The 26,520-nt window shown below is 70.3% G+C and carries 29 protein-coding genes and 1 pseudogene; 10 read left to right on the top strand and 20 right to left on the bottom strand.

The annotated features are described in order from the left end of the window. The first annotated feature begins 43 nt into the window (after nt 1–43). Entirely contained in the window at nt 44–874 is an 831-nt protein-coding gene (locus J3A75_RS22260) for an oxidoreductase (RefSeq protein ID WP_029357874.1), read from the top strand. A gap of 127 nt (nt 875–1,001) precedes the next feature. Here the strand turns inward: J3A75_RS22260 and J3A75_RS22255 are convergent, their stop codons facing one another. The 8 genes from J3A75_RS22255 to J3A75_RS22220 all read right to left on the bottom strand — a co-directional run bounded on the left by J3A75_RS22255 (nt 1,002) and on the right by J3A75_RS22220 (nt 8,691). Next, nucleotides 1,002–1,967: an alpha/beta fold hydrolase gene (locus J3A75_RS22255; protein ID WP_070999870.1), complete on the bottom strand. Its 966-nt coding sequence runs from the start codon at nt 1,965–1,967 to the stop codon at nt 1,002–1,004. 198 nt (nt 1,968–2,165) lie between these two features. Further along, entirely contained in the window at nt 2,166–3,056 is an 891-nt protein-coding gene (locus tag J3A75_RS22250) for a LysR family transcriptional regulator (protein ID WP_209650769.1), read from the bottom strand. Nucleotides 3,057–3,174: 118 nt separating this feature from the next. Continuing rightward, the gene (locus J3A75_RS22245) at nt 3,175–3,537 is read right to left on the bottom strand and encodes a hypothetical protein (protein ID WP_051252211.1); all 363 of its coding nucleotides are present in this window, start codon (nt 3,535–3,537) and stop codon (nt 3,175–3,177) included. 29 nt (nt 3,538–3,566) lie between these two features. Further along, nucleotides 3,567–4,031, bottom strand: a complete 465-nt coding sequence (locus tag J3A75_RS22240; RefSeq protein WP_029357881.1) for a DUF1348 family protein — start codon at nt 4,029–4,031, stop codon at nt 3,567–3,569. 88 nt (nt 4,032–4,119) lie between these two features. Beyond that, complete coding sequence (locus tag J3A75_RS22235) at nt 4,120–6,183, bottom strand: pyridoxamine 5'-phosphate oxidase family protein (protein ID WP_070999869.1); 2,064 nt, start codon at nt 6,181–6,183, stop codon at nt 4,120–4,122. Nucleotides 6,184–6,241: 58 nt separating this feature from the next. After that, on the bottom strand, nt 6,242–6,859 hold the full coding sequence (locus J3A75_RS22230) for a glutathione S-transferase family protein (protein ID WP_063110925.1): 618 nt from the start codon (nt 6,857–6,859) through the stop codon (nt 6,242–6,244). A gap of 174 nt (nt 6,860–7,033) precedes the next feature. Next, nucleotides 7,034–7,657: an isochorismatase family protein gene (locus J3A75_RS22225; RefSeq protein WP_012321606.1), complete on the bottom strand. Its 624-nt coding sequence runs from the start codon at nt 7,655–7,657 to the stop codon at nt 7,034–7,036. 167 nt (nt 7,658–7,824) lie between these two features. Then, entirely contained in the window at nt 7,825–8,691 is an 867-nt protein-coding gene (locus J3A75_RS22220; RefSeq protein ID WP_029357887.1) for a LysR family transcriptional regulator, read from the bottom strand. Between the two features lie 109 nt (nt 8,692–8,800). On the opposite strand from J3A75_RS22220, the gene J3A75_RS22215 reads away from it, so the two are divergent. Both J3A75_RS22215 and J3A75_RS22210 read left to right on the top strand, forming a co-directional pair. Next, on the top strand, nt 8,801–9,547 hold the full coding sequence (locus J3A75_RS22215; protein ID WP_029357889.1) for a pirin family protein: 747 nt from the start codon (nt 8,801–8,803) through the stop codon (nt 9,545–9,547). 589 nt (nt 9,548–10,136) lie between these two features. After that, nucleotides 10,137–10,898: pseudogene (locus J3A75_RS22210) on the top strand (DUF4113 domain-containing protein); the annotation flags it as partial. A 435-nt stretch (nt 10,899–11,333) separates the two neighbouring features. On the opposite strand, the gene J3A75_RS36635 reads toward J3A75_RS22210, so the two are convergent. From J3A75_RS36635 to J3A75_RS22195, 3 genes are all read right to left on the bottom strand, one after another. After that, a complete protein-coding gene (locus J3A75_RS36635) occupies nt 11,334–11,579 on the bottom strand; it encodes a VOC family protein (RefSeq protein WP_312892722.1) in 246 nt (81 codons plus the stop codon). Nucleotides 11,580–11,720: 141 nt separating this feature from the next. Then, nucleotides 11,721–12,533: an SDR family NAD(P)-dependent oxidoreductase gene (locus tag J3A75_RS22200; protein ID WP_209650768.1), complete on the bottom strand. Its 813-nt coding sequence runs from the start codon at nt 12,531–12,533 to the stop codon at nt 11,721–11,723. A 17-nt stretch (nt 12,534–12,550) separates the two neighbouring features. Further along, nucleotides 12,551–13,405 carry an NmrA family NAD(P)-binding protein gene (locus tag J3A75_RS22195; protein WP_209650767.1) on the bottom strand — a complete coding sequence of 285 codons (855 nt, stop codon included), beginning with the start codon at nt 13,403–13,405 and terminating at the stop codon, nt 12,551–12,553. Nucleotides 13,406–13,503: 98 nt separating this feature from the next. On the opposite strand from J3A75_RS22195, the gene J3A75_RS22190 reads away from it, so the two are divergent. Further along, nucleotides 13,504–14,421, top strand: coding sequence for a LysR family transcriptional regulator (locus tag J3A75_RS22190; RefSeq protein ID WP_209650766.1), 918 nt, complete (start codon nt 13,504–13,506; stop codon nt 14,419–14,421). Nucleotides 14,422–14,483: 62 nt separating this feature from the next. Here the strand turns inward: J3A75_RS22190 and J3A75_RS22185 are convergent, their stop codons facing one another. Both J3A75_RS22185 and J3A75_RS22180 read right to left on the bottom strand, forming a co-directional pair. Beyond that, entirely contained in the window at nt 14,484–15,368 is an 885-nt protein-coding gene (locus J3A75_RS22185; protein WP_209650765.1) for an alpha/beta fold hydrolase, read from the bottom strand. Nucleotides 15,369–15,420: 52 nt separating this feature from the next. Continuing rightward, nucleotides 15,421–16,359 (bottom strand): NAD(P)H-binding protein, encoded by a 939-nt coding sequence (locus J3A75_RS22180; protein ID WP_209650764.1) that lies wholly within the window; start codon nt 16,357–16,359, stop codon nt 15,421–15,423. A 90-nt stretch (nt 16,360–16,449) separates the two neighbouring features. Between J3A75_RS22180 and J3A75_RS22175 the strand changes: the two genes are divergently transcribed. Then, the gene (locus J3A75_RS22175; RefSeq protein ID WP_209650763.1) at nt 16,450–17,340 is read left to right on the top strand and encodes a LysR family transcriptional regulator; all 891 of its coding nucleotides are present in this window, start codon (nt 16,450–16,452) and stop codon (nt 17,338–17,340) included. Nucleotides 17,341–17,349: 9 nt separating this feature from the next. Here J3A75_RS22175 and J3A75_RS22170 read toward each other — a convergent pair whose 3' ends face one another. Continuing rightward, on the bottom strand, nt 17,350–18,258 hold the full coding sequence (locus J3A75_RS22170) for a LysR family transcriptional regulator (RefSeq protein ID WP_209650762.1): 909 nt from the start codon (nt 18,256–18,258) through the stop codon (nt 17,350–17,352). Nucleotides 18,259–18,344: 86 nt separating this feature from the next. Between J3A75_RS22170 and J3A75_RS22165 the strand changes: the two genes are divergently transcribed. Genes J3A75_RS22165 through J3A75_RS37395 form a run of 3 tightly spaced genes read left to right on the top strand, consistent with a single transcriptional unit; the run spans nt 18,345 to nt 20,123 of the window. Then, a complete protein-coding gene (locus tag J3A75_RS22165) occupies nt 18,345–18,812 on the top strand; it encodes an ester cyclase (RefSeq protein WP_209650761.1) in 468 nt (155 codons plus the stop codon). Between the two features lie 55 nt (nt 18,813–18,867). After that, nucleotides 18,868–19,740: an alcohol dehydrogenase catalytic domain-containing protein gene (locus J3A75_RS22160; protein WP_312892721.1), complete on the top strand. Its 873-nt coding sequence runs from the start codon at nt 18,868–18,870 to the stop codon at nt 19,738–19,740. Further along, nucleotides 19,737–20,123, top strand: coding sequence for an SDR family NAD(P)-dependent oxidoreductase (locus J3A75_RS37395; protein WP_209650759.1), 387 nt, complete (start codon nt 19,737–19,739; stop codon nt 20,121–20,123). Before J3A75_RS22160 ends, J3A75_RS37395 begins: the two co-directional genes overlap by 4 nt. Here J3A75_RS37395 and J3A75_RS22150 read toward each other — a convergent pair. From J3A75_RS22150 to J3A75_RS22125, 6 genes are all read right to left on the bottom strand, one after another. Continuing rightward, nucleotides 20,012–20,848: an SGNH/GDSL hydrolase family protein gene (locus J3A75_RS22150; protein WP_209650758.1), complete on the bottom strand. Its 837-nt coding sequence runs from the start codon at nt 20,846–20,848 to the stop codon at nt 20,012–20,014. The two genes, J3A75_RS37395 and J3A75_RS22150, sit on opposite strands and share 112 nt — an antisense overlap. Before the next feature lie 4 nt (nt 20,849–20,852). After that, nucleotides 20,853–22,247, bottom strand: coding sequence for a glycoside hydrolase family 30 protein (locus J3A75_RS22145; RefSeq protein ID WP_209650757.1), 1,395 nt, complete (start codon nt 22,245–22,247; stop codon nt 20,853–20,855). A 94-nt stretch (nt 22,248–22,341) separates the two neighbouring features. After that, entirely contained in the window at nt 22,342–22,650 is a 309-nt protein-coding gene (locus J3A75_RS22140; RefSeq protein ID WP_209650756.1) for a GCG_CRPN prefix-to-repeats domain-containing protein, read from the bottom strand. 69 nt (nt 22,651–22,719) lie between these two features. Then, nucleotides 22,720–22,983 carry a GCG_CRPN prefix-to-repeats domain-containing protein gene (locus tag J3A75_RS22135; protein WP_209650755.1) on the bottom strand — a complete coding sequence of 88 codons (264 nt, stop codon included), beginning with the start codon at nt 22,981–22,983 and terminating at the stop codon, nt 22,720–22,722. A gap of 173 nt (nt 22,984–23,156) precedes the next feature. Then, nucleotides 23,157–24,527, bottom strand: a complete 1,371-nt coding sequence (locus tag J3A75_RS22130; RefSeq protein WP_245364405.1) for a sensor histidine kinase — start codon at nt 24,525–24,527, stop codon at nt 23,157–23,159. Continuing rightward, nucleotides 24,524–25,252, bottom strand: a complete 729-nt coding sequence (locus tag J3A75_RS22125; RefSeq protein ID WP_209650754.1) for a response regulator — start codon at nt 25,250–25,252, stop codon at nt 24,524–24,526. Before J3A75_RS22125 ends, J3A75_RS22130 begins: the two co-directional genes overlap by 4 nt. 169 nt (nt 25,253–25,421) lie before the next feature. Here J3A75_RS22125 and J3A75_RS22120 point away from each other — a divergent pair, with 169 nt between their 5' ends. Both J3A75_RS22120 and J3A75_RS22115 read left to right on the top strand, forming a co-directional pair. Next, nucleotides 25,422–26,078, top strand: a complete 657-nt coding sequence (locus J3A75_RS22120) for a hypothetical protein (protein WP_209650753.1) — start codon at nt 25,422–25,424, stop codon at nt 26,076–26,078. A 56-nt stretch (nt 26,079–26,134) separates the two neighbouring features. Next, nucleotides 26,135–26,506, top strand: a complete 372-nt coding sequence (locus J3A75_RS22115) for a hypothetical protein (protein WP_209650752.1) — start codon at nt 26,135–26,137, stop codon at nt 26,504–26,506. Nucleotides 26,507–26,520 lie beyond the last annotated feature (14 nt).

The following is a 26,520-nucleotide window of genomic DNA, read 5'->3' as shown; positions in this document are numbered from 1 at the left end:
ACCGATCTCGGCGTCTTCGAAACATGAAGAAGCGGTGGTGAAGATGGATAGGACCTGGTTCGTCACGGGCTCGTCACGTGGCCTCGGCCGGGCCTTGGCCCAGGCCGTCGTCGCGGCGGGCGAGCGGCTCTGCGCGACGGCGCGCGACCCTGCCGCGCTCGTGGACCTCGTCGAGGCCGGCGGCGAGCGCGTGCTCGCGTTGCCCCTCGACGTCACCGACGAGGAGGCGGCGCGTCGGGTAGTCGAGGCTGCCGTAGAGCGGTTCGGACGCGTCGACGTCGTCGTCAACAACGCCGGGTACGGCGACGTCGCGCCCATCGAGGACACCGACCTCGCCTCGTTCCGGGCGCAGGTCGAGACGAACCTGTTCGGGGTCGTCAACGTGACCAAGGCGGCCATTCCCCTCTTTCGGACGCAGCGCCGTGGCCACTTTCTGCAGGTCTCCTCCATCGGGGGGCGAACCGGCGCGACCGGTCGCGGCCCGTACTCGGCCGCGAAGTTCGGCGTGGAGGGGTTCTCCGAGGTTCTCGCCATCGAGATGAAGCCCTTCGGCGTGCACGTCACCATCGTGGAGCCCGGCGGCTTCCGGACGGACTTCGCGGGATCGTCGACGCGCATCGCGGAAGGCAGTCCGGCTTACGCCGAGACCGTCGGCCAGGTCGCCGCCATGCAGCGGGCCTACGACGGCAAACAGCCCGGCGACCCAGAGCGCGCCGCCCGGGCGATGATGACCGTGGTCTCGGCGAAGGCCCCACCGCTGCGTCTGGTGCTGGGTAGCGACGCCTACGCGCGGGCCGAGGCCGGCGACGAGGCGCGGCTGGCCGAGTTGCGTGCGTGGCGCGAGCTCAGCCTCTCGACCGACTTCCAACCTTGACGCCAGGTCTCCCCCGCAGATGCCCCGCTCTCACGGTCACCGAAACGCGGCGGGAATGCCAAGGACCGCACCCCCATGTAAGGGGCGCGGTCCGCGTCGCGCCTGCCAGCCAGGCCCGTCGAAAGGGTCAGCGCTTCGCCACCTGCTTGTCGAGGAAGCCGCGGATGAGGGGCGCCATCTCGTCCAGCTTGTCCTCCAGCGCGAAGTGGCCAGTGTCGAGGATGTGCAGCTCCGCGTCCGGCAGGTCCCTCAGGTAGGGGTGCGCCCCTTCCTCGGGGAAGATCTTGTCGTTCTTGCCCCAGACGATCAGCGTCGGCGGCTTGCGCTCGCGGAAGAATGCCTTGAATTGCGGGTAGAGCGGCACGTTCGTCCGGTAGTCGTAGAACAGGTCGAGCTGGACATCCTTGTTGCCGGGCCGGTCGAGCAGGGCTTGGTCGTGGACCCAGTTGTCCGGGCTGATCCTGGAGACGTCCCGCACGCCGTCCGTGTACTGGAAGATCGTCGTGGGGAGGGTCACGAGACCCGACAGCGCCTCGCGGCTCTTGGCCGAGCCGTCGGCCCAGTACGCCTTGATCGGATCCCAGAACTCGCGCAACCCCTCGTCGTAGGCGTTGCCGTTCTGGACGATCAGGCCGGTCACCCGGTCGGGGTGCTTGAGGGCGAGGCGGTAGCCGACCGGCGCGCCGTAATCCATCACGTACATCGCGTAGGAGGTGGCGCCGAGTTGGCCGAGCAGGCCGTCCACCAGGTCGGCGTAGTGGCCGAAGGTGTAGGCGAACTGGGTGTGGTCAGGCGCGTCGCTCTGGCCGAAGCCGGGGTAGTCGGGCGCGATGACGCGGTAGCGGTCCGCGAGCGTCGGGATCAGGTTGCGGAACATGTGCGAGGAGGTCGGGAAGCCGTGCAGGAGCAGCACGACCGGGCCGTCGGCCGGGCCGGCCTCGCGATAGAAGACCTTCACGCCGTCGACCGTCGCGGAACGGTAGTGGACCGTCGCCGGTGTCTGGGCGGCGACCGGGGCCTGCTCCGCCTTGGCATGAGGGGGAAGGACGATGCCGGCCGTCGTGAGCATCAGGGCAAGCAGAACGTGTTTCATCGGTGTCTCCTTTCGTGGGGGCGTCGAGGAGCTCGCCGCCTCATGGAGACATCATCGGTCTTCAGCTTGCAGGCGTTAATCGGCATCGTGTGGAAGGCATTGTTGTCGCCTGCGGAATAGATAGGACCGCTTGGTGCCTTTAACCTCGGCTAGGTCGAACTGACCCCGACCGACGCCTCGCATCGACCTTGCGCCCGCTCAGTTGAGCAGGCGGTTGGCCCGCAGCCGCGCTACGGCCAGGTCGACGAAGGTCCTTACCTTGGCCGGCGCCTGCCGCCCCTCGGGGTAGACCACATGGATGGGCAGCGGCTCCTCCTCGTAGTCGGCGAGCACGACCTGCAGGCGGCCTTCCAGCAAGGCGGAGCCGATCTGGTAGTGCAGCACCCGGGTCAGGCCCCAGCCCGCGAGCGCCGCGGCGATGCCGGCCTCGTTCGTGTTGCTCATCAAGGCGGGATGGACCGTCACGCGCTGATCCTGCGCGAACCGCCACTCCGTCGAGGCCCAGGCGCCCGTGGACATGGCGACGCGGTGGTCCCTCAGGTCCTGCGGTGTCTGCGGGACGCCGTGCCGCTCGAAGTAAGCCGGCGAGCCGCAGACGACGCGGCGCACCGACCCGACCCGCGCGGCCGTGAAGCCGGAATCCGAGAGGTGGCCGATGCGCACGGCGACGTCGATGCCTTCCTCGACGATGTTCACCTGCCGGTCGACGAACAGCGTCCGTGCCGCCATGGTCGGGTAGGCGTCGAGGTAATTGGTCACGATGGGCAGCACGTGCATGTGGCCGAACAGGTCAGATGCCGTCACCGCGAGCGTGCCGGACGGCGTCGCGTAGGAACCGGCGGCGGCGGCCTCGGCCTCGACGATGTCGGCCAGGATGCGCCGGCAATCCTCGTAGTAGCGCCCCCCCGCCTCGGTCAGCTTCACAGAACGGGTAGTGCGCACGAACAGCCGGGCGCCGATGGTCTCTTCCAACGCGGCGACGGCCCGCGTCACGGCCGGCGGGCTCATGTGCATCAGGCGCGCGGTCTCCGCGAAGCTCGCCGTCTCCGCGACCTTCGCGAAGATCCGCATGGCCTGCCAGCGGTCCATGTCCCTGCTCCCCCGTCCCCAGCGGCCCGGCCATCCTGGCCTTGACGAATACAGCTGTTCGAGCAGGAGCGCCGCCAAGCCGTCGCGCCATGGTGAACGGCATGCCGGGCCTGGCCGTCTAGCCTTCGCGGGCGACAGTGGGTTCGGGGTCCGGCGCCGCTCCGGCGCCAGCGAGCTCTACGGCGAGGCTCTCGATCTCGCGGCAGACCTCGGCGGGGATGCCTGACCACACCGCCCGCGCACGCGCCTCGTGAAGGCACTCGCCGTCCCGGGAGGCCGCCGCCAGGGCCAGGACCAGCGCCCGCGACGTGCGCGCGTCGAAGCTCCGGCCGCGACGCGCGGCGTCGACCTCGGCGCCGCACAGCCCGAGCCCGCGGGCCTCCGCTTCCCGCCCTGGAGAAACGGGCGGGTCGCGGCCGTCGTCGGCCAGGGCGAGCGTGACGGACAGGCGCACGCGCCCGTCCAGGGTGAAGGAAGACATGGCCGCATTCCCACGCTTCGAAGGTCGGTTCAGAAGCCGAAGTGGTTGAGACCCGGATGATCGTCGGGCCGGCGCCCCAGCGGCCAGCGGAACCGGCGCTCGGCCTCGCTGATCGGGTGTTCGTTGATGCTGGCGTGGCGGGCCCGCATCAGCCCGTCCTCGGCGAACTCCCAGTTCTCGTTGCCGTAGGCCCGGAACCACTGGCCGCTGTCGTCGCGGTACTCGTAGGCGTAACGCACCGCGATGCGGTTGCCGGTGAAGGCCCAGAGCTCCTTGATCAGGCGGTAGTCGAGTTCGCGGTTCCACTTGCGGGTGAGGAAGGCCTGGGCCTCCTCCCGGTTCGTGACGAACTCTGCCCTGTTCCGCCAGCGGGTGTCGGTCGTGTAGGCCAGGGCGACCTTGGCCGGATCGCGGCTGTTCCAGCCGTCCTCGGCGAGGCGGACCTTTTCGACGGCGCTCTCCTCGGTGAACGGCGGCAGCGGGGGACGGGACATCGGCTTCTCCTCGGGGTTTCGGGGTGGACGCGTGTTGGGAGGTCGGTCGGCAGGCCGGCGGGACGTGACCCTCGGCCATCGCCGCCGGTCAGAGGGCGAGGTGCACGGGGTCAGTACCCGCGGCCGGGGTGGCCGAGCAGATCAGCACCTCATCGGCCGCGTGAGGCGCGGTGGGCGCCTTCGCGTAGGTGACCGCACCTTTCAGGAGCTTCGTCCGACAGGTGCCGCAGGTCCCGGTACGGCAGCTGAATTCCGGGCTGAGGCCGCGGGCCTCGGCGAGTTCGAGCAGCGTTCCGGCGTCCGGCGTCCAGCGCGCCTCCTTCGACGAGTTCAGGAAGGCGACCGGAACCGGCTCCGTCGACGCCGGCGGCAGCGCGGCCGCCCCGGCATCCGCCGGCATGCTCCGGACCAGGGACGAGGGACCGAAGGTCTCGGCGTGGATACGGTCGTCGGAGACGTTCAGGCCCCGCAGCCCGTCGTAGAGCGCCTGCGTGAAGGCCGCCGGACCGCAGAGGTAGAAGTCGTAATCGCCGAACGGCAGCACGCGGGCGAGCAGCGCCATGTCGATCCTGCCAGCGACGTCGTAGTCGACGCCCTCCACGGCATCCCCGGGCGCGCTCAGCACCCGCACCACTCGGACCGCGCCATGGGCCGCGTCCGCAAGCTCCGCCACCTCCCGGTCGAAGGGACGCTCGTCCTTGGAGCGGGCCGCCTGGACCAGGGTTGTCGGCCGGATGCCCCGGGTGCGCAGGCCCTCGTAGACGACGTGGCGCAGCATCGCGAGGAGCGGTGTGATGCAGATGCCGCCGGCGAGCAGCACGGCCGGCCGCCTGGCGTGGGCATCGATGACGAAGCCGCCGGCCGGTGCCCGCGCCTCGACCACGTCGCCGACCCGAAGCGTGTCGTGCAGGTGGCGCGACACCATCCCGTCGCGCTTGACGCTGATGCGGTACATCGCGTCCGAGGGCGCAACCGAGAGGGTGTAGGTGCGGATGATCGGTTTGTCCGCGCCGGGAAGGGTCAGGCGGATGGGTAGGTGCTGCCCGGCCTGGTGCGGGATCAGCCCGGCACCGTCGGCCGGCAATAGGTGGAAGGAGCGGATCGTGCGGCTCTCGTCCACGATCTTGGTGACCGTGAGCGGGCGCCAGCGCGTCGCGAGGTCGGCGGCACGGAGCCGGTCGCCGGCCTCGCGCCAGTCGCCGGTCATCAGGGAGTTCGGCGACCAGCCGTCCTTCCGGAAGGTCCAGCGCAGGGGCAGCGCGCCCCGCCGCCGCACGACGCGGCGCGGCTGGAAGGTCCAGAGCCGCTCGGCACCCTGGAAGGCCGCGATCTCGGGCGAGGACAGGATGACCTCGGCGTCGCCGGTCATCTGCAGGAGGTCGCCCGTCTCGAAGTCTGCGAAGACCAGGCCGGCCTTGCCGTTCAGGAGGATGTTGCCGAGCGTCGCGAAGAACAGGTTGCCGGCGAAGTCGGGGACCGTGAGCGTGCCGTCGGCTGCGACTCGGACGAAGCCGGCCTTGCCGCCCCGGTGGGAGACGTCGACCTGGCGTCGGTCGTCGCGCTCGGCGTAGGAGGCGACGAAGAAGGTGTCGGCGGCCTCGATCATGGCGCGCGCATCGGCGTCGAGCACGGCGCTCTCTTCGACGGAGCCCGAGAAGGGCAGCTGCGGGTCGTGGACGAAGGTGAGATCGCGCAGCTGGATGTACTGCGGGCAGTTGCCGAAGCTCTGGTCAACGGCGACGTGCAGGATGCCGTCCGCCGCAGCGCGGATGAGGCCGTTCACGCGGTTGCGTCGGCGGGTGTGAAGCTCGATCCCGAGGAGGCCGAGCGCGTCGCCGTCGCGCAGGCCCGCGCTCGCCGGGTCGCTCGGGTCGGGGCGGGCCGCGATTTCCAGGGCCGTCGGGCTGGGGGAGCCGATGAAGCCGGGAGCCCCCGCGATCAGGGTCGCCCAGGCGTCGCCCTGCGGGTCGACGGTGCCGGCCACGATGAAGGGGATCTGCTCGTAGAAGGCGCGGTGCTGGTCGGGCATGAAGTCCCGCACCACGCGGCGACCCACGTCCTCCATGCGCTCGGCGACGCCAACCTGCTGCTGGATGGCCGTCTCGCCCGGGTGCCAGGTCGAGAGCTTCGTCATCGTCGTACCATCGCTCATGGTGCTCTCCCATCCATTCCGGTCGGGCGCACCAAGAGGTGCGCCCGTACCCGCGAGGTCACGCGGCGGCGGTGAGGCCTGCCGGCGTCTGGACGAACGGGACGAAGCCCGGCAGGGCCTCGATCCGGCGAAGGTACGCGTTGACGGTAGGGTAGCCGGACAGGTCGACGTTGCCTTCCGGCGCGCGCGCCAGGTAGCTGTAGAGCGCGACGTCCGCGATGGTGGGGCGCTCGCCGACCAGCCAATCACGCCCGGTGAGATGGGCCTCCAGGCGACCGAGCAGCGTGTGCGCCCGGCCGATCACCTCCTCGGGCCGGAAATTGGCACCGAAAACGGTGACGAGGCGCGCGGCGGCCGGGCCGTAGGCCAGTTCGCCGGCCGCCACCGACAGCCAACGCTGCACGGCGGCCTCACCCTCGGCATCCTCCGGCAGCCAATCGGTCCGCCCCAGCTTGCGCGCCACGTAGACGAGGATGGCGTTCGAGTCGGAGACGACGGTTCCGTCGTCGTCGAGGACCGGCACCTGGCCGAACGGATTGAGGGCAAGGAACTCGGGCCGCTTGTGGGCGCCTGCCTTGAGGTCGACCTCGATCGCCTCGTGCGGCACGCCGAGCAACGAGAGGAACAGCCGCGCCCGATGCGCGTGGCCCGAGAGGGGGTGGTGGTAGAGCTTCATGACCGCGTTCCCTGCTTTCTGTCCGGGTGAAGCCCGAACCACATTGGCAAGGTGACGCGATCAGGGGGTCGGGAGAATGCTCGACCTCCGCAGTTCATTGTTGTCGCGAGCGGAACAATCCATTCTGACGGGCCCGGCCGGTGCGGGATGCACGGCCGGGTCCCTCGAAACGGGTCACGCCTGACCTTTGGCGGCCAGGAAGCTCGCGTAGATGTTGCCGGCGAAGGGCAGGTGGTCGCCCATCAGCCTGGCGTGCGCCTCGCCGGTGGCCGATTGCCAATGGCCGAGAAGCTCGGCGCCGACCGCGACCCAGGTGATCGGCACGACGCCTGCCTGCACCATGCGGGCGACGGCCGCTTCCTCGACGAGCTTGCTCCAGGTGCCCGATGCATCCAGCACCGCGTAGACGTCGTAGCCCGCCTCGCGGGCCGCGAGTGCGGCGAAGGCCACGCAAACCTCCGTCGAGATGCCGGCGATCAGGAGCTTCTTCCGGCCCGTCGCCTTCACGGCGGCGGCGAAGTCGGCGTTATCGAAGGCGTTGATCTCGCCCGGCCGGTGCACGACGGTCGCGTCGGGCAGGCCCTGGGCGACGACCGGCAAGACCGGCCCGTTCGGGCCGTCGGCCGCGCTGGTGGTGACGATGGCCGGCAGCTTATAGATCTGGGCGATGGTGACGAGCGCCTTCACGTTGTTCAGGAAGTCCGCGGGCGTCTGGGTCTGCACGCCGTTGGCGAGACCGGTCTGGTGGTCGACGAACAGGACGGCGGCGTTCTCTGCGGTCAATCTCTCGTAGGACATGGTGCTCTCCTTCGGTGGGGATGGTCCCGCTTCGGAGCCACCCGGCACGATGAAGATGCCGTTCCATGAGAAGGGCCACTAGCCGCCACTTCCGGCACTCTGCGTCCCTGAAACCGGAACGCCGCCGGAACGCTTGCCAGGGCGGCACCTGTCGCTGCAAGGGGGCCTTACCGGCCGAACCGCTCGATCAGCAGGTCGGTGAGCGCCTGAACCTTGCGCGAGGAGTGCTGCCCCGGTGGGCGCACGACGAACATCCCGATGGAGGGAAGCGCATAGCGCGGCATGACCGGTATCAGGGTCCCGGCCGCGACGTAGGGTTCCGCGATGACATCGGGCAGGGCGGCGATACCCGCACCCGCGGCTGTGGCCTCCGCGATGGCGATGGCGCTGTCGGCCTTGAAGCGACCCGTCGGGCGGACCGGGTACGGCTTGCCCCCGGCGCTGAACGTCCAGGTTTCCGTCGCGATCATCACGGCGGGATGGCGGGGCACGTCCTCGGGCGTCTCGGGGGCGCCGTGCGTGGCGACATAGTCCGGGCTCGCGAACAGCCGCACGGAGAAGGACCCGATGCGGCGCGCGACCAAGTTCGAATCCGGCAGGTACCCGACCCGGATGCCGCAATCGAAGCCTTCCGTGACGAGATCCACGTAGCGGTCGCTGTAGCGGCAGTTGATCTGCAGTTGGGGATGGCGACGGGTCAGCTCCGCGATGGCCGGCGCGAAGTGCGTCGGGCCGAACGTGGAGGGTACGGCAACCCGCAGGAGGCCGCGGAGCTCGCCGCCAACCGCAACCGCCTCCAGCGCGGCGTCTACCTCCGTGCAGATCCGTGCCGCATGTTCCCGGAACGTCGTGCCCGCCTCGGTCAGGGCCGCGCCCCGGGTGGTACGGGCGAGGAGTTGTGTTCCGAGCTCGGCCTCCAGCCGCAGAAGCCGCCGGCTGACAATCGACTTCGCCAAGTTGAGGCGGCGTGAGGCGGCCGAGACCCCTCCCGCGTCGGCGACTTCCACGAAGGTCCTCAGGTCGTCCACGTCCATTGCGTTCCGCTTCCCGGGACGGAGCTTGCCCGGATTGGACGATACCGTCCCTCACACGACGACGCTACGTTCCTCGGCGAAGGCGGCCTACCGAGAGGCGAAGACGACCATGAACGCGACCAAGCTCAAGCGCGGCGACCGGAAGGGCGATCCGGCCCGCGGCTTCGCCGTCGAGATCATCCACCCTGGGCTGAGCCTCGGAGGCTCGGACAGCGGCCTGGGAGCCATCGGGCGGATCGACCGCGCCACCGTGGCGCCCGGGCACGTCATCGGGATGCACCCGCACCGCGACGACGAGATCCTGACCTACGTCCGGGCCGGGCGGATGCTTCACCGGGACACGGTCGGCAACGCGGAGGAGATCACGGCGACGCGGCTCATGATGATGAACGCCGGCCACACCTTCCAGCACGAGGAGCGCATGCTGGACCACGGCCCGGTCGAGGCACTGCAGATCTTCCTGCGGCCGCGGGCGGCCGACCTCGGACCCAAGGTCCAGTTCCACGACTTCGGGGAGGTGTTGAGCCACGGCAAGTGGCGCCTCATCGCGGGGCCCGAGGGCGCGCCGCTGGAGGTCCGAGCCCAGGCATGGGTCTCCGACGCGCATGTTGCGGCCGGGGCAGCGTTGTCCCTGCCGCCGCTTCCGGCGCCCGATGCGGTTCGCCTGCTCCACGTCTTCGGCGGCGACGTCGAGGTCGGCGGCTTGACGCTGCGGGCGGGTGATACGGCGTACCTCAAGGGGGACGGCGGGAGGGTGCTGGCCGGCTCCGACGCCGACCTCGTCCTCTTCGTGACCGATCAGGGCGCACCGGTCTTCCGCGGTGGCATGTTCAGCGGGAACGTACTCGCTGATTAATCGCGCGTTCCGCGCGCCGGTCGTGTCCCTCGATGGAATTATCGAACTCGACTGGCGCGCGCAGCGGAAGGTGCAACGGTGGAGGTCGGTTGCGAGGCCGGTGCGCGTCGAGAGCCGGACCCATAGCCTTCCACCATGTAGTGAACCGCACTGACATGCCTGCTACCCGTCGGTCGCTAATGTGCCCGTAGCTGCTGATGTCGTGGCCGCCGCTCATAGGTCCGCTTCTTCCTACCAAGCGGAGTTCTGGGCTCGCAGGCTTGAAGGTCTGCAAGGGGTCAGAAGCTCGGGTACATCAAGGACACGCCTAAAGTCCGAGTGGGGTCGCTTTGACGCCTTCTCCTGAACCGCACCGAACGTCTGCTCTCCCACTTCTCAAGCCTCAAAGCGGACGAGCCGCTTACGGCCAAACTACGTCACACCGGACCGTCATCGCACGCAGAACCGGACGTTCGGCTTGGCGCCCAAGCCAGTCGTTCGCTGGGATCAGACGGCATCCCCGAAGCAGACATGGCGGGTGCTGATACCCGTATTCTCGCTCCACGTGTGGACAGAGCCGTTCGGGCCACGACCGGACCGACCCGCCTCCGACCACTGGATCGCCCGGAACCCGCCGGAGAACATCTGAAGCGTCGGACCGGCAAACGTCCGCAAGCTCGGGGCGCTCGGCTGCGAGAGCGCCGCTGACGTGCGCGACCTCGACACCTGCCTCGTGCGCAAGGCCATGACGGTGGTCGGCGAGCGCCTGGTGCGGGAGCTGCGCGGCGTGGCCTGCCTCGACCTGGAAGAGGTCGCCGCGACCCGGAAGGGCTGCGCCATGACCCGGAGCTTCTCCGACCGGGTCGAGGATCGCGCGACGATGGAGCAGGCGGTGGCCGCCCACACGACCCGGCTCGGGTAGAAGCTCCGCCGTGAGGGGCTCGGGATCGACCACGTGACGGTCTCCCATACCTCCGAGCACGACCGGCCCCAGCCGCAGCGGTCGGTCTCGAAGGTGGTGACCCTGCCGGAATCGTCGAACGACACCCTGCTGCTGGTGAAGACTGCCCTGCACAGCGTCTGGAGAACCTGGCGCGACGGCTTTCGCTATTCGAAGGCCGGCGTAGTCACGATGGATCTGCTGCCCCTCCACGCCTCCCAGCGGGCCATGCCAGGCCTCGACCAACTCGACCGCGAGCTGGGTGCCGCGCTGATGGCGGCGCTCGACGCATGCAAACGGTGCTTCGGGCGCGGGGCGGTGGTGCCGACCGCAGCCGGGTTTGCCCCGGCGCGGGCATGGTCGACCAAGTTCGAGATGCGATCGCCGCGCTACACGACCCAGCTGGAGGAGATCTCGGTCACGGCGGCCTGAGCGGGCCGCGGCGCCCGGGGCGATCAATCGAAGGTGTCCTCGGTCGGCAAGCGCGAGCGCGGGTTCGAGACGACACATCGCTCAAGCCACATCGTTTTCCCGCCGGGGAAGCCTCGACCTCAAGAAGCGAATGCGACGGATTTCTTCAAAGCTTGATAGGCGCCCGCGAGGACATAGCCCTGGCCGGACGATGTCTCCGCCCAGCCGAAATGGATATTGCCCGAGCGCGGTCAGCAGTCGCATCAGGCGCAAGACCGAGTAATCCTTGACGAGGCCGTTCACGATCCGGGACAGTTCCGCCCGTGCCGGACCGGAGCGCTCGGCCGCTCTGGCCTGCGGGCTGACGGCGCCGGATCGATAACGAAATCAGCCTGCGGCCGGGTGCATGAACTCGATGGTCGCCCCGTCCGGACCCCGGGCGTGGACTACACGGGTTCACGCCCGCGGCCCGGCCGCGATCGATTGCGGCGTGCATTGGGCCTTCCACCCGTAGCCCGCGATGCGTGATAGGACGGCGTCGAGATCGTTGACGATCAGGGCGAGATGCGCGAAGCCCGGATCGAACGGCGCCGGCGGCGCTGCGGGTCGCGCGCGCGCCCCCCGGTACTCCAGCAACTCGATCGTCTGCCCCGCGAGCGCCACCACCGCCATGCGCACCTGTGCGCCCTCGGCGCCCGTCACCGGCTCCAGGAACTCGCCCCCATCTCCCCGGTTCTCTCAAGACAGGCGCCCATGCCCTCGACCCAGAAGCGCAGGGCCTCGTCGAGGGACGCGACCGAGAACTCGACGTAGTCGACGCGGCGAACCCTCGCGCTCGTTCGCTCAAGCGCGTGACCATCCTACGGGCGAAGTTGCGATGGGGCCCCTCGGGATTGCGATGCCCGAGAACCGCTGGCAGGCGTCCAAGAGTGCATCTTGCAAGGAGACGTCCCGCGCCGCCGGATCCGCCTCACGCATTACCTGATGGAAAAAGTACCGGCCCGTCGAGCGGGCCAGCGGTTCGTCGCTCGCCGCGAGCCACGCTTGCGTCAGGTGAGCCTTCGCGAGGTCGTCCGGCGCCCCCGCCCCACCCATGCGGGTCGCCACCCAGCCGGGCTCCAGCGCGTTCGAGAGCACGTCCGGCCATTGCCGAGCCATCGCGAAGGCGAGCAGCACGTCGTGCAGCTTGCTCTCGGCGTAGGCCGGAAGCCCCTGCCAGCGCCGCTTCCGCCAAGGGAGGTCGTCGAGGCCGGTCCCGGCGCCGCGATGCAGGCCGGAGCTCAGGTAGATCAGGCGTGACGGTCGCTCGATGAGTGCGGTGAGCAGGTAGGGTGCCATCGTGTTGACCGCGAACACATGCGGCAGGCCGTCCTCGGTCTCGATCCTTGCCGGTTCCCGGTAGCCGATCCCGGCATTGTGGATCACCGCGTCGAAGCGCCCGAGGCGGTTGGCTTGCGCGGCCAGGTCGTGGGTCTGCCGCTGCGAGGCGAGGTCGCCCGTCACGACGTCGGCCGCGCCGGGCGCGGCCGCCATCGCGGCGTCGGAGCGGGCTCCGTCTTTCCCGTGCAGGACGACCGTGTGCCCCTGCGCGATGAGAAGCTGGCCCGCCATGAGGCCGAGCCCGGTCGAGGAGCCCGTGATGAGGATGCGCGCCATCGGTCCTTCCCGTCCGCCTACCAAGCCCGTCCGACGATCCGTCGGATCACGGCGTCGATCTCCGTGGCGCCCTTCAACGGCACGCCCTCGAAGGCGATCCAGCCCGCGTTGAACCCGTCGATCATGCGGGCGCGGGGTCCGGGGTTGCGGGCGCCCGCCGCCCGGAACGAGGTCTCCCAGATCTCGCGGGGCACCGCCTCGACCCGGACCTGATGGCCCAGGGCGTCCGAGAAGGCGGAGGCGAGGTCGTTCGGCGAAACCCGCCGCGGCCCTTCCAGCTCGACCACCCGAACGCCGGACCACGACGCGCGCATGGTCTCGGCGGCGACGCGGGCGATGTCCGCGACGGCGACCATGGGCACCGGCCTGTCGAGGGGCTGCAGGTGGCTGGGGACGAGCCCGGCCCGCGCGGCCGCGAGATCCCCCGCGGCGTTCTCCATGAACCACGCGGCCCGGAGGAAGGCGACTGGCATGGAGAGCCCGCCGAGCGCCCGCTCGACGAGCCCGAGCTGGCTGAGAAGATTCGGCTCGGCGGCCTGGGCACCGATGGTCGACAAGCAGACCACCCGGGCGGGCCGGGCTCGTGCGAGGGCCTCGGTGAGGGCGGCGATGACGGCGCGGACCTCGGGGAAACCGGGCGCCGGGTCGAACATCGGGGGGATCACGATGAACGCGGCCTCCGCGCCCTCGAACGCCGCCGCGAGGGCGTCCGCGTCGGTCATCTCCGCCAGGGCGACGGCACAGCCGCGTTCCGCCCAAGGACCGCCCCTCGCCTCGTTCCGGACGATGGCCCGGACCGCCTGGCCCGCTTCCAGGAGCCTCGTGGCGACCGCCCCGCCGACCTGACCCGTGATGCCCGTGACTGCGTACATGCGACCGATCCTCCGCTCCTTCGATGCCGGGACGTTGACATCCACTGATCATTGAGGCGAACGCATTCTCGTCAGTTAAAGAATGCGCTGGTGTCATCATGGTCTACGACGCGCGTGCACTCAGCGGGATCGGCGTCCTCGCCGCCATCGTTGAGGCCGGGGCCTTCTCAAGGGCGGGCGAGGCGCTCGGCCTCACGCAATCCGGCGTGAGCCGGGCGGTAGCGCGGCTTGAGGAACGGCTCGGCATCCGCCTGTTCCACCGCACCGCGCGGGCGGTGACCCTCACTGACGACGGGCGCCGGTTCTACGAGGAGGTGCGTCCCCTGCTCGACGGCCTGGAGGAGGCCGCGAACCGTGCGACGGGATCGGCCCAGGCCGTCCGCGGGAACCTGCGGATCACCACCGACGCCGCCTTCGGGCATTTCGTGCTGGCACCGAACATCCACCGGTTCCTGGAACGGCACCCGGGGCTGTCCGTCGAGGTCGCGGTGAGGGATCGCATGGGCGACGTCGTGGCCGAGGGCTTCGACGTCGCCGTGCGCTTCGGCGAGCCCGAACCTTCGGCCTTGATCGCCCGTCTCGTCCTGAGGACACGCGTCCTGACCTGCGCCTCGCCCGGTTACCTCGCGCGGCACGCGCATCCCGCCCATCCCTCCGACCTCGACGATGGGGGGCACGCGTGCATCCGGTTCAGGAACCCGGCGACGGGCCGGCCCTTCGCGTGGGAGTTCCACCGGGGCGCGGAGCGGGTCGCGGTCCGGGGAGAGGGGCGGCTCACGGTGAACGACACCGGGGCCCTGCTCGGTGCCTGCGTATCGGGCCTCGGCATCGCCCAGCCGCTGGAGTTGTACGCCCGCGGCTACATCGAGGACGGTCGCCTCGTCCCGTTGCTGGAGGACTGGGCGGAGGAGTCGTTCCCGCTCCACGCCTACCTGCCGACACGGCAGCTGACCTCCGCAAAGGTCCGTGCCTTCCTAGCCTTCATGGCTGAGCTCGCCGAGGAGCCGAAACCGTGAGGAACCGGGTCGCGCCGCGGATGAGGGCCGAGAAATCCGACCGGCGCCGGATCGGCCTAGCGTCATCCCGCCCGCGACGAATGCCGCAGGATCAGCTCCGCGACCCGCGAGGGGGCCTCGCGAGCGGGAAAGTGCCCGACCCCGTCGAGGACGACGCGGTCGTATCTCCCGGTGAAGAAACGGTGGTCCCCCTCCGTCTCGCCCGGCGGGTCGCAGAGATCGGCTCCGCCCTGGATCAGGAGCGTCGGCGTTGCCAGCGTCTCGGTCGCCGCGACCCTGGCTCGCATGGGCTCGTAGTCGGGATCGACCGGGTCCGGCATCCACCGGCTGCGATAGCCGCTAAGGGTGACCCCGACCCAATCGGGATTACGGAAGCTCTCAGCGGTGGCGTCGAACTCCGCAGCCTCGAACCAGCCGGGTGGGCTCCACGTCTCCCACTGGATGCGGGCGAACCCGATCGGGTCGGCCGCCACGGCCTTCGCGCCGCCGTCGGTCGCCATGAGCCACTGGTACCACCAGTTCCGAGCCTGATCGAAACCGGGAACTGTGAAACGCCCTCGCGGCGCGTAGCCGATGGCCAGCGTCGCGAGCGTCTCGATCCGCTCCGGCTGGAGAGCCGCCATCTGGTAGCCCGCCCGGCCGCCCCAGTCGTGCCCAACGACGGAGAACGTGCCCCACCCCAGCGCATCGGCGAGGTCGAAGGCATCACTGGCCAGGGCGACGGTCGTCCCGTCCCGCACGATGCCCGGTGAGCGGAACCGCGTGGGACCGAAACCCCGGAGCCAAGGCGCCACCCAGCGATAGCCGGACTCCTCCAGTCGGGGCGTCACCCCACGCCAGCCCCTGACGTCGTCGGGCCACCCATGCAGAAGGAGGATCGGTCGACCGTCCGGCGGACCGCCGGCCTCGTAGGCGATGTCGAGCCGCGAAGTCGTCGCCGTATGCATGGCTACCTCGAATGGTCGTCGCGTGAACGAGGGCGGTGTGTCGCTCGTTCCGCTACCCGTGGAGCGCCGCAGCGACGGCCTCGTCGAGCGCCGCCCGTGGAGGATCGCCGATCAACGCCGACAGGCGCCGCCCGTCGAGGCGCACCGGGAACGTCCAGAACGGGCGAACCTCCATGACCTCGCGCGGGAACCCGCCGAACGCTGCCAGCGCCCGCATCAGCGCCCAGGGAAAGCGGCGCTCGGGCAGGTCTAGGCGGCCCGAGGCTTGACGGATCGCGGCGACCATCCCGGCGCCGTCGGCGTCATAGTGCCCGGGGAACTGGAGCCGCTCGCAGGGCAGCAGGCGATCCGAAGGAAGTTCGAGCAGCCGCAGTACGGTCTCGGCGAGGTCGGGCAGGTAAGCCCAGGCGTGACCTACGCCCGGCGTGCCGGGATTGACGATGCGCGTCAGCGGTGGCTTCGCCAGGGCCTGCGCGAACCAACTCTGGCCAGCCCCGGGACCGAAGAAGTCGCCGGCCCTGACGACGAGGCTCCTCACCTCCGGGGCGGCCTCCGCCAAGCGCCGCTCCATCTCGACGCGGATCGCGCCCTTGCGCCCGCGCGGGTGCTGCGGGGTCGCCTCGTCGATCACCGGGACGTGGGTCGGGTCGTAGTTGTAGACCGTACCGGGCAGGACGATCCGGGCGCCCGCGTCCCGCGCCGCCGCCAGCGTGTTGTCGAGCATCGGCAGGACCAGCCGATCCCAATTGCGGTACCCGGGCGGGTTCACCGCGTGTACGATGACGCCCGTCCCCTGCGCCGCGCGGACCACGTCTGCCCGGTTCATGGCGTCACCGGCTCGCCATTCCGGCGCGACCGAGGCGCCCCAGGCAGCGGCCGCCCGAGCCGAATCCCGCACGAGCGCGACGACGCGCCAGCCGCGCGCCAACATTGCCTGGGTCACCGCACCGCCGACACCGCCAGTCGCCCCGAGCATCAAAGCCGTCTTCATCGCCAAGTCCCTCCGTTCGTCGCCCGGTGATGCGCCGAACGGAAGTCCGAGGAAATTGACGAGCCTTGACGGTCTGCCTATCGAATTTCGATGAGCGATGCGACCTTCGCCTGGGATGACCAGCGTGCCTTCCTGGCGGTGCTCGACACCGGCAGCCTCTCGGCCGCGGCGCGGACCCTTGGCCTCACCCAGCCCACCGTCCGCCACCGGGTCGAGGCGCTGGAGCGGGCCATCGGGCAGCCGCTCTTCGTCCGTGGCGTGAACGGGCTGGCGCCGACACCCGAGGCGGTGGGCCTGGCCGGGCACGTCCGGCGGATGGCCCATGCGTCCGAGGCGTTCCGGCGCGAGGCCGAGGGCGCGGCGTCCGAGGTCGCCGGCCCGGTGCGCCTCAGCGTCTCGGACTTCGTCGGCATCGAGGTCGTGCCACCGATGCTGGCTGCCTTGCGCGAGCGCCACCCTCGCCTGACGGTCGAGCTGGTCCTCACCAACGCCAACACCGACCTGCCCGGGCAAGAAGCGGACGTGGCCGTGCGCATGGCGCGGCCGAGCCAAGGCTCGCTCATCGCGCGCCACGTCGGTAGCATCCCGCTCGGATTCTTCGCGTCTCAGGCCTACCTCGACTGGAACGGCATTCCCGAGACCGTCGCGGACCTCACCCGGCACGCGATGGTCGGACCCGACCGCATGCCGGCCTACGTCGCGGTTCTGGATGCCCTGAGCCGGGAGGCGGGCGGGCCTCTGCCCATCGCCTTGCGCAGTGACAGCCATCCCGCGCAGCTCGCCGCCGTGCGAGCCGGCCTCGGCATCGGGGTGGTGCAGGTGCCGGTCGGCGAACGGGATCTCGTGCGCGTCCTGCCTGACCGCGTCGTGTTCGACCTCGACACCTGGATCGTGGCGCACGAGGACGTGCGGCGCAGCGCCCGCATCGACGCCGTGTTCAACCACCTCGTCGAAGCCTTCCGTGCATACTGCTCTGGGTAGAGGCCGCCTTCAGTCACTGGGCGCCGACGACACCAGGAGATCCCGCAGCCATGCCTGGGCCGGATGCTCGTCCGAGCGCCTGTGCCAGAGCAGGTGGAACTCGACCGGGGTCAAGGCGACCGGACAGGGCCTGACCGTGAGGAGAGGCGTCAGGCCGGACCCGGTCACGACGCCTTCCATCAGCGTCGCGACGAGATCCGTGCACGCCACGAGAGCCGGCACCGCGTACATCTGCGGCAGCACCACCCCGAGCCTTCGCCGAAGGCCCAGTCTGGCAAGGGCCTCGTCGACGGCGCCGAACCCATCGCCCACGGGGGAAACCAGGACATGCCGGGCGGCGGCGAAGGCCGCCGGGTCGTCGAGGCATTCAGCGGCCGGCGAGCCGGCCCTGGCGATGCAGACGAAGCGCTCGCGGAACAGGGGCCGGGCCAGGATGCGCGCCTCGGTTCCGGGGGACACGCCTACCGCCGCGTCAGCCAATCCCTCGTCCAACAAGCGGACCGCGTCGCTTCGGTCCGTGAAGCCCCGCACTCGCAGGTCCACCCCCGGCGCCGCCGTCGCCAACGCCTCCACGAGAATCGGCAGCAGGACGTGGGCGGGGTGCTCGGACAGGGCCAACGTGAAGACATCGGACGCCTCGTTCGGGCGGAAATCGTCGCGCAGCGCCAAGGCATCGCCAACGGTCCGCAAGGCGGTCTTCAACGGAACCGCGAGATCTTGCGCCCGGGGGGTCGGGGCGAGCCCCCTTGGGCCTCGCACGAACAACTCATCGCCCGTCGCCTTCCGCAGCCGCGCGAGCGCCGCGCTCATCGCGGGCTGGGTCAAGCCGATCCGGCGCGCCGCGCGCGTGACGTGACGCTCCTCCATCAGGGCGTCGAAGGCGACGATCAGGTTGAGGTCGAGCCCACGGAAATCCATGTCATGAATGAATGCACATTGACGTCATGCGTTTCAATGATGGATGCGCGGGCCTTACGTCGGGGGCCTCGGAATGGAGACCAGACATGCCAATCCCCCGCATTCCCGACGGCACGGCCCTAGCTCTCACGCCCGGCCAGCACGGAGCGCTCGAAGCCTTCTATGGTGCCCTCGGCGGCCACGACGTCGACCTCCTCGACGAGGCTACGACGGCGGACTGGGAGGACATCCCGCTCGCACCCGGCCAGGGCCCCGGGCCGGAGGGCGCCAAGCCAATCTTCCGGATGCTGCTGACGGCGTTCCCCGACCTCGTGGTCGACATCGTCGACGTCATGGCCGAGCGGGACCGGGCCGCGGTCCGCGCGATGGTCTCCGCCACCCATGTCGGCCCGCTCTTCGGCGTCCCGGCGAGCGGCCGCCGGGTGACCTTCGCCCTTCACGAGTTCCACGACTTCGAGAGCGACCGGCTCCGCCGCACCTGGCACCTGGAGGACCTGTTCGGCCTGTTCTCGCAGGTCGGGGCCTTCCCTGCGCTGCCGGGGGAGACCGCCTGATGCGCGCGCTCCTGATCGACGGCTACGCGCCGGTCCCCTCCGCGCACTCGGCACGGTGGCGGATGGTCGGCCCGGGCCCGGGGAGGTCCACGTCCGGGTGGAGGCCGCCGCCCTCAACCCCCTCGACGCCAAGCTCGCGCGAGGCGACATGACCGGGTGGTTCCTCCTGGTCTTCCCCTATGGGCCGGGCACGGATTTCGCCGGCGAGGTAGTCGAGGTCGGCGAGGGCGTCATCGACCTCCATGTGGGCGACGCCGTACTCGGTCGGAGCGACCCGGTGGCGGGAGCCGCCATGGCGGAGGCCGTCGTCGTCCCGTCCCGGTTCGTGGCCCGCCGCCCCGCGGGGCTCGACGCGGTGACCGCCGCGTGTCTGCCGACCCCGGCCGGCATCGCGCACCAGGCGCTGTTCGATCACCTCCACGTCTCGGAAGGAGGGACCCTTCTGATCCTCGGGGCCGGCGGCGCGGTCGGGAGCGCGGCGCTCCAACTGACTCCAGGGGGCGTCGAGGTCATCGCCTGTGCCGGTCGACAGGGTGGGAGCGCCCCGACCTCCCCCGCCCAATGGGTCCGCCCCGAGGAACCCGATGTCCTCCGGGCGGTGGCTGAGGCTGATTACGTCCTCGATTGCGCCGGCGGCGACTTGCAGCGCCGAGCCTTCGCGGCGATGCGTCCGGGCGCCAAGCTCGCGGCCATCGTCACGCCCCCGGACGAGGCCGCCGCCGTCGCGCGCGGCATCGAGGCGACCTTCCTCGTCTTGGAGACGCGCCCGGACACGCTCGCCGCTGTCGCGGATGCCGCGGCGCTAGGTGTCCTGCGGCCGGAGCCCCCGGCCTTATTCAGGTTGGAGGAATCGGCGGCGACCTATCGCGACTACGTCGCCGGGCGCAGGACCGGCAAGCTCGTGATGACGGCGGGAGGCGGGCGATGAGCGGGTTCGGACATGGGCGCTGGCCAATAGTGATGGGCGCCTCCCGCGGCATCGGCGCGGCCATCGCCCGGTGTCTGGCCGCCGAAGGCGATGGCTCGGTCGTCGGGTTCGTCTCCGATGCCGGTGCCGCCGAGGCCGTTACGGCCGCTATCCGCGATGGCGGCGGGGATGCGGTCGCGGCGGGAGGCGACGTCGCACCCCTGTTCGACGGGGCCGAGGCGCGCTTTGACGGTCTCGACGTCCTGATCAACAACGCCGGCGTGATGTCGCTTCAGCGCCGGGCCAGTGCAGCCTCGATATCGGCCGCGATGCGGTCCATGCCAGCCTGCGTCGGATGGTACGGCACCGGCGCCCGCCAGCCCGGGTTGCGCGGTGGCCGGTAGCCCGCGACGTATGGATGCTCGGCGCAGGCATCATGCCCGGCCCCGATCATCGAGGACCGCACGATTCCGACGCCCGTCCTCGCGGCGGCTCCGCCGATGGCCTGCGCGAGGCGCACCGCCACCTCGCGCATCCGGGCGGCATCGTCCGGGCCGAGCGGCAGGTCCGGGCAGGTTCCGACGCCGGAGGTTGGTATCGCCGGCAGGTAGCCGATCAGGACCACGGCGGCCTTCGGCGCGCGGTGGCGAACCTGATCGACGACCTCCTGCAGTTCGGACGGCAATGCGGCCAGCTTCCTGTCGACCTCACCATCCGGGACCACCTTGCAGTCGGCGCCGCCGGTGTCCCGGCAGGACAGACCAAGGAGATTGCCGACATAGGCGACGTCGTTACCGCCGATCAGCACCGTCACTACCCGCGTGTCCGGCGTGACGGCCTCGATCTGCGCGGGAAATCCGTGCTGCCCATGGGAAAGGATGTTGCGCGTGGTCGCCCCCGAGCAGGAGACGTCCACGAGATCGAGCTGATGTCGTGCCGCGACCTGGCGCGCGAAATTCGACTGCGAGCGTGCGCATGCGCCGCTTGCCGGGTCCGGCGAGCCGACGCCGGGGCCGGCGGCGTAGGAACTGCCCATCGACACGTAGCGGCCCCCGGGTTGCAGGGAGCTGGCCGACGCCGTCCCGCACGAGACGGCCGCCGCAGCGGCCAGGAGAATGGTTCGGATCACGGCATCACTCCCCCGCGGAACCCTTGAACGTCACCGCCGCGTTCGCCGGCAATGCGTATCCGAAACTTCTACCGCCCAGCGCCAGACCGATCCGTCGGTTTGCGGAGCCCGCGTTGTAGACCACCACGACAAGACCGCCGTCGGGATTGCGAAACGCGATTGCCAGCACGTCCGGGTTGCTGGATCGCGCCGTGACGACGCGGGCCCCGGGCCGTACCGAGCCGCCGACCTGGGCGAGCGCGTAGAAGGATGGATCGTAGGTCGCACCGCCCCCCGGCCCGACGGTGACGACGCCGAGGCAGTTCCCGCACCCGCCGATCCTGGGGCCACCGGAAGGGTCCAGGGCCAGGTTCCACATCACGACGCCGCTGCCGCCGTTCAGGACCGTGCCCATCACGAGCGTCCTCATGGTGTAACGGAAGCCAGTCGCGAAGCCCCCTCCGCGCGTCGGGCTGCACTCGGTGGTCAGCATCGTCTGACCGCTCCTGAGCAGCGGGATCAGCGCGTCCATGTCCGACGGGTCGCCCCGGTAGCAATGGAAGGCGTATCCCGAAAAGTCGGCGGCGGCGGGGGAGTTAGCCAGGGCGCGCGCGTAAGGGAGGTCAGCCCAGTTGTGGTCGAGGCCGAGGATGCCGACCCCGCCGAGGCCGGCCCGATGCAGCGCGGGTGCCAGGAAGTCGTGCACGAGCCGCGCCTCGCCCGAGGCGGATAGCGTCGCGGTCGGATAGTCGCCGCGCGAGAGCAAGGGCTCGTTCTGCGGCGACAGGGCCGCGATGGGCAGGCCCCACTCGCGATACTGCCTCGCGAACCGCACGAGGTAATCGGCGAGCGCCGGGTACGCCTCAGGCGCGATCTCGCCCCCATCGAGACGGCCGGACGCCTTCATCCAGGCGGGTGGGCTCCACGGCGCCGCGAGAAGGCTTAGGGCCGGCTGGATGACCTGGGCCTCGTGCAGCACCGGCACGATGGTGGATAGGTCGTGGGACAGGTCGAAGGCGCCGGGCCGATCCTCGTAGGTATAGTCGCCCGATGCGGAGAAGTCGCTCGCCCCGACCGTCAGCCGAACGAGGTTGAAGCCCCCTCGTCGCGGATCGAAGACCTGCCTCAGCAGGGCGGCTCGCGCGCCCGATGGCATGGCCGCGAGCACGGTCGCGGCGGAATCCGTCAAGGCGGCACCGACGCCGTCCCAGCGCTGCAGGGCGCGGTCGGGGTCTACGACGACGGTCACCTCCGGCGGTGCCCCGACGGGCGCGACGGCGCGCAGTTCGAGGCGCGCCGTGCCGTCACCGTCGGTCTCGATGGCACTCACCCCGGCATGGGCCGGACCGGAGGCTATCAGGGCCAGAAGAACCGCCATACCGGCAAACCGAGCGGCGTCGTTTTGGTCGGGCACCCGCATCGCCACACCTTGACGTCGAGGACGTTCCACGGGGCCATCGGCCCCGTGGGGTTTCATCCGGCGGACTCGGGGACCGCGAACATCGGCAACTCCATCACCAGCGGTGGTGCCAGCCGCCGTGCCGGAACCCGGCCCAGCGCCGACCGCCGCCATGCCAGCCGAAGCGGCGGTGCCAGCTGTAGTGATACGAATAGTGCCAGCGGTAACCCCCGCCCCACCGGCGATAGCCGAACGGACGATAGGCGGGGGCGTAGACGAACGGGCGATACACGACGTTCGGCCGGCACCAGCCATAGAAGCCGCGATGGAACCCCGGGCCGCAACCATCGCGTGCCTCGGCACTCGAACCGGTCAGCAAAAGCCCTCCGACGAGGGCAAGAGGCATGGCGATCCTACGGATCATGACGCACTCCATGCGCGTCCGGCGACCCGGACGCTGGGTTAGGGAAAGGAAGGGGCGGGCTGGGGCGGCTCAGTTCGGCCAGCAGCGGCGGCCATAGGGGCCGATGTGGAAGCCGGCGGGGCAGGACGCGCTGCGGACGTACCCGCCCCACTGCCCGCCCGTCCGGCAGCCGCCGTAGGGGCCGCGGTGAGCGTAGGGGCCACAGCCGCCGTAGACCTGGATGATCTGCGCTCCGTCCGACCTGTCGGACACCGCGTTCTGGACCAGCGGCATGGCCGAGGCCGGAACCGCGAGAGCCGCCAGCAGCGTGGCGAAGACGAGGACCTTCAACATCGGTGATCTCCTTCTCGAATGGACCGGGAAAGGCACTGCGCCGTCCCGCCCCGGCGGCCGGAGGGCCGCATCGGATTGAGGAGAAGGTTCGCGCTGGCGGTGATCCTGCGTGTGACGGGTGGGCGCCGGAACGTATCGTCGTGTAACGGTCGTTGTCGCAGCGTCGCCCGGTGTCAGGCGAGGGCGGGCAGCCTCACCACGAGCCGGGCCCCTCCGGACGAGGCGGCCTCGGCGACGATGGTGCCGCCGTGCGCCTCGGCGATCTGCCGAGCGATGGCGAGGCCAAGCCCGGTCCCGCCGGTGCGCCGATTCCGCGACCGCTCGACCCGGTAATATGGGCTGAACACCGCCGACCGTTCGTCCTCCGGGATGCCAGGCCCGTCGTCCTCGACCACGACCTCGCAGGCCGGCCCGGCCCGCCGCACCGCGACGGCGACGGAGGAGCGTCCGAACTTGACGGCGTTGCCGATCAGGTTGGCCACCACCCGGCGCAGGGCGACGGGGTCGCCGGCCACGGTGGCGTCCGCCACCTCCTCGCCCGACAGGCTGATCCGTGCCCCCTGGGCGGCGTGCTCGGCGACCTCGACCGCCACGATGTCGGCGAGGTCCACCGGGGCGCGGCCGACCTCGGTGGCGGTGCCCCGGGCGAAGCCGAGGGAGGTCTCGATCAGCGCGGTCATCGCATCGACGTCCTCGACCAGCCGGTCGCGGCGCTCTGGCTCGGCCACGCGCTCGGCGCGCAGGCGCATGCGCGTCAGGTTGGTCTTGAGGTCGTGGGAGATGGCGCCGATCAACATCGAGCGCTCGCCCATCAGCCCCACGATGCGCTCCTGCATCGCCTGTACCGCTTGAGCGAGGCGCCGAATCTCCGGGGCGCCCTGGCGAGGGAGTGCCGGTTCCGCCGCGCGGCCGTCGAACCGCGAGACCGCCTCGGTGAGGCGGCGCAGGGGGCCAAGCTCGTGCCGTGCGCCGACGGAGACGAGGCCGGCCACCGCCAAGCCCAGGACGGCCACCCACAGGCTGAGCGGCTGGCCGAGGAGCCACGGCATGAGGGAGCGGTGCCTCGTGATCGCGGAGACTACCAAGGTGCGCCCGTCCGGCAGCCGGTAGGTCGCCTGGGCGAGGCTGCCGATGGCCTTATGTCGGTTGCCGGCATCCACCGGCCCGTTGCCGCGGTAGAGCATGTCGGTCGTGGTGAAGGCCCGGATGCCGTCGCCGGCATCGCCCGACAGGCGGTGGAGGCGCGCTTCGAGGACCGGCTCGCGGATCAGCGCGTCCTCGTCCGGCGGAGCGTCGACGATCTCGGCCTTGAGGGCCTCGCCGCTCACCGCCCGCAGGATGGCCGGCCATTGTACCGGGTCGGCGTCCTTCATCAGGGATATGATGCCTGCCGCCTGGTCGAGGCGGGGGAAGCGCGAGCCGTAGGGCGAGCGTTCCTGGCCGCGCTGCCACTGGTCGATGCCGAAGGTAACGACGACCAACAGCGAGAGTGCCCCCAGGAGCACCAGCATGATCCGCCCGAGCAGACCGACCCGGGCCATCATGGGGCGGCCTTCACCGGCGCCGCGAGGATGTAGCCGGCGTTGCGAACGGTCTTGATCAGGGACGACGCAGTGCTCCCGGCGTCGTCGAGCTTGTGCCGGAGGCGGCTCACCTGCACGTCGATGGTGCGGTCGAAGGCGTCGGCGGTCCGGCCGCGGGTCCAGTCGAGGAGCTGGTCGCGGGAAAGCACCCGCCGCGGTCGGGTGACGAAGCAGTGCAGGAGGTCGTACTCGGCGCTGGTGAGCGGGACTTCCCTCGCCGGCTCGCCGAGGGTGACGGCGCGGCCCGCGAGATCGACCACGAGGTCGGCGACGGCGAGCCGTTCCGTGGCGGCCTCCGCGGCGGCCGGCGCGCCGTTCGCCCGGCGCAGCACGGCACGGATGCGGGCCAGGAGAACGTGGGAGCTGAAGGGCTTCGACACGTAGTCGTCGGCGCCCATCTCAAGCCCCAGCACACGGTCGATGTCCTCGTCCTTGGCGGTCAACATGACGACCGGAGGCCCTCCCGTCTCGCGCAGGCGGCGGCAGATCGACAGCCCGTCCTCACCTGGAAGCATCCAGTCGAGCACGACGAGGTTCGGCCTCGGACCCGTCGCGATAAGGCGGTCGAGGCCAGCGCCCCCTTCGAGGGAGACCACGCGGAAACCCTCGTCTTCCAGGTAGCTCGCGAGTTGGCAGCGGATGTCGTCGTCGTCCTCGACGATGGCGATGGTGGCGGCGTCGGTCATGCCCCGAGGATAGGTCGGCAGGGCGGAGCGGCAACACGAAAACCGATGTCGTTACACATCGTTACATGCCTCCGGCATCCCGTCACATCGCGGAACGGCCCGGGCGCGATGGTCGCACGTATCGAAACCGGCCCTTCCCCGGGGCGAGAGGAACGGAGGCAAGATCAGCATGGCGACATCCCCGATCTGGCACGTCGTGTCGGCCCTGGCCGTGGCCGGGACATTGGCGGTCCACGGCGGGCCCGCGCACGCGGCCCCTCGACAGGCGACCGCCGGGGCGCTGCACTTCGACGACGGCGGCGAGACCTATCGCGGCTACCGGATCGAGATGGCCCAGGACGTGCCCAACGCCGAACTCGGCCAGTTGCGTCAGGCGGCCGAGCATCAGGTCGACATCGTGGAGGCGACGAGCCTGGACGAGGGCACCAAAGCCTTCCTCCGCCGCTTCCCGGTCGTCGTCCGGTCAGGCACCGGCGGGGAAAGTCACTACAGCGGGGGCGACAGCGTCACCATCGCGGTCGAGGATCCGAAGGACGACCGGCCGATCCTGCTGCACGAGTACATGCACGTCTACCACTTCCGGAAGATGCCGGGCGGCCGGGACAACCCGGACATCCTGACGTTCTACGGTCGCGCCAAAGACGGCGGCTTTTACCCGGCCAACGCCTATCTCCTGAAGAACCAGGGCGAGTTCTTCGCCATGACGGCGAGCGTCTACTTGCACGGCAGGCTGGCGCGCGAGCCCTTCACCCGCGACGAGCTCCGTCAGAAGCAGCCGGTCTACTATCGCTTCCTCACCAAGCTGTTCGGTCCAGTCGGAGCCTGAGCTGCGCCCTTCAATTGTGGGGCGCACTTACAACCTGATTTCCAAGGGGATGACCGATGATCGTTCGAAACATCGTGGCCTGCGTTCTGCTGCTGGGAGCTGGTCCAGTCCTGGCGGACACCCTGCCTTTGCGCCACGGCGCCTATGTCGCCATGGGCACCGACTGCAAGGACCCGCCGAACGTCGCGCTGCGAACCTACGACGACGGCGGCCTGGGCAGCTCGAAGGCGAATGACTGCCGGAGCCGGGTGTTGTCCAAGAAGGGAAACGTGTTCGAGATCGAGCAGGATTGCCGTCAGTTCGGCGGTCCCAAGGTCGAGCGGGCCACCGAACGCTCCACCATCCGCGTCGATGGGCCGGACCGGTACACGGATCTGACGGGCGGCGGTAACGACGGCTTCCGTCTTTGTCCGGGCCTCAAGCCGTGAGCCCGGGCACCCTG

Origin of the sequence: Methylobacterium sp. PvP105 (assembly GCF_017876975.1) — a bacterium.
GTDB classification, from domain to species: domain Bacteria; phylum Pseudomonadota; class Alphaproteobacteria; order Rhizobiales; family Beijerinckiaceae; genus Methylobacterium; species Methylobacterium radiotolerans.
This window is presented reverse-complemented; position numbering and strand designations above follow the sequence as displayed.

Coding starts and splice junctions, on each gene's coding strand:
- J3A75_RS22260 (WP_029357874.1), top strand. CDS start 44: ATGGATAGGACCTGGTTCGTCACGGGCTCGTCACGTGGCCTCGGCCGG.
- J3A75_RS22255 (WP_070999870.1), bottom strand. CDS start 1,967: ATGAAACACGTTCTGCTTGCCCTGATGCTCACGACGGCCGGCATCGTC.
- J3A75_RS22250 (WP_209650769.1), bottom strand. CDS start 3,056: ATGGACCGCTGGCAGGCCATGCGGATCTTCGCGAAGGTCGCGGAGACG.
- J3A75_RS22245 (WP_051252211.1), bottom strand. CDS start 3,537: ATGTCTTCCTTCACCCTGGACGGGCGCGTGCGCCTGTCCGTCACGCTC.
- J3A75_RS22240 (WP_029357881.1), bottom strand. CDS start 4,031: ATGTCCCGTCCCCCGCTGCCGCCGTTCACCGAGGAGAGCGCCGTCGAA.
- J3A75_RS22235 (WP_070999869.1), bottom strand. CDS start 6,183: ATGAGCGATGGTACGACGATGACGAAGCTCTCGACCTGGCACCCGGGC.
- J3A75_RS22230 (WP_063110925.1), bottom strand. CDS start 6,859: ATGAAGCTCTACCACCACCCCCTCTCGGGCCACGCGCATCGGGCGCGG.
- J3A75_RS22225 (WP_012321606.1), bottom strand. CDS start 7,657: ATGTCCTACGAGAGATTGACCGCAGAGAACGCCGCCGTCCTGTTCGTC.
- J3A75_RS22220 (WP_029357887.1), bottom strand. CDS start 8,691: ATGGACGTGGACGACCTGAGGACCTTCGTGGAAGTCGCCGACGCGGGA.
- J3A75_RS22215 (WP_029357889.1), top strand. CDS start 8,801: ATGAACGCGACCAAGCTCAAGCGCGGCGACCGGAAGGGCGATCCGGCC.
- J3A75_RS22200 (WP_209650768.1), bottom strand. CDS start 12,533: ATGGCGCGCATCCTCATCACGGGCTCCTCGACCGGGCTCGGCCTCATG.
- J3A75_RS22195 (WP_209650767.1), bottom strand. CDS start 13,405: ATGTACGCAGTCACGGGCATCACGGGTCAGGTCGGCGGGGCGGTCGCC.
- J3A75_RS22190 (WP_209650766.1), top strand. CDS start 13,504: ATGGTCTACGACGCGCGTGCACTCAGCGGGATCGGCGTCCTCGCCGCC.
- J3A75_RS22185 (WP_209650765.1), bottom strand. CDS start 15,368: ATGCATACGGCGACGACTTCGCGGCTCGACATCGCCTACGAGGCCGGC.
- J3A75_RS22180 (WP_209650764.1), bottom strand. CDS start 16,359: ATGAAGACGGCTTTGATGCTCGGGGCGACTGGCGGTGTCGGCGGTGCG.
- J3A75_RS22175 (WP_209650763.1), top strand. CDS start 16,450: ATGAGCGATGCGACCTTCGCCTGGGATGACCAGCGTGCCTTCCTGGCG.
- J3A75_RS22170 (WP_209650762.1), bottom strand. CDS start 18,258: ATGGATTTCCGTGGGCTCGACCTCAACCTGATCGTCGCCTTCGACGCC.
- J3A75_RS22165 (WP_209650761.1), top strand. CDS start 18,345: ATGCCAATCCCCCGCATTCCCGACGGCACGGCCCTAGCTCTCACGCCC.
- J3A75_RS37395 (WP_209650759.1), top strand. CDS start 19,737: ATGAGCGGGTTCGGACATGGGCGCTGGCCAATAGTGATGGGCGCCTCC.
- J3A75_RS22145 (WP_209650757.1), bottom strand. CDS start 22,247: ATGCGGGTGCCCGACCAAAACGACGCCGCTCGGTTTGCCGGTATGGCG.
- J3A75_RS22140 (WP_209650756.1), bottom strand. CDS start 22,650: ATGATCCGTAGGATCGCCATGCCTCTTGCCCTCGTCGGAGGGCTTTTG.
- J3A75_RS22135 (WP_209650755.1), bottom strand. CDS start 22,983: ATGTTGAAGGTCCTCGTCTTCGCCACGCTGCTGGCGGCTCTCGCGGTT.
- J3A75_RS22130 (WP_245364405.1), bottom strand. CDS start 24,527: ATGATGGCCCGGGTCGGTCTGCTCGGGCGGATCATGCTGGTGCTCCTG.
- J3A75_RS22125 (WP_209650754.1), bottom strand. CDS start 25,252: ATGACCGACGCCGCCACCATCGCCATCGTCGAGGACGACGACGACATC.
- J3A75_RS22120 (WP_209650753.1), top strand. CDS start 25,422: ATGGCGACATCCCCGATCTGGCACGTCGTGTCGGCCCTGGCCGTGGCC.
- J3A75_RS22115 (WP_209650752.1), top strand. CDS start 26,135: ATGATCGTTCGAAACATCGTGGCCTGCGTTCTGCTGCTGGGAGCTGGT.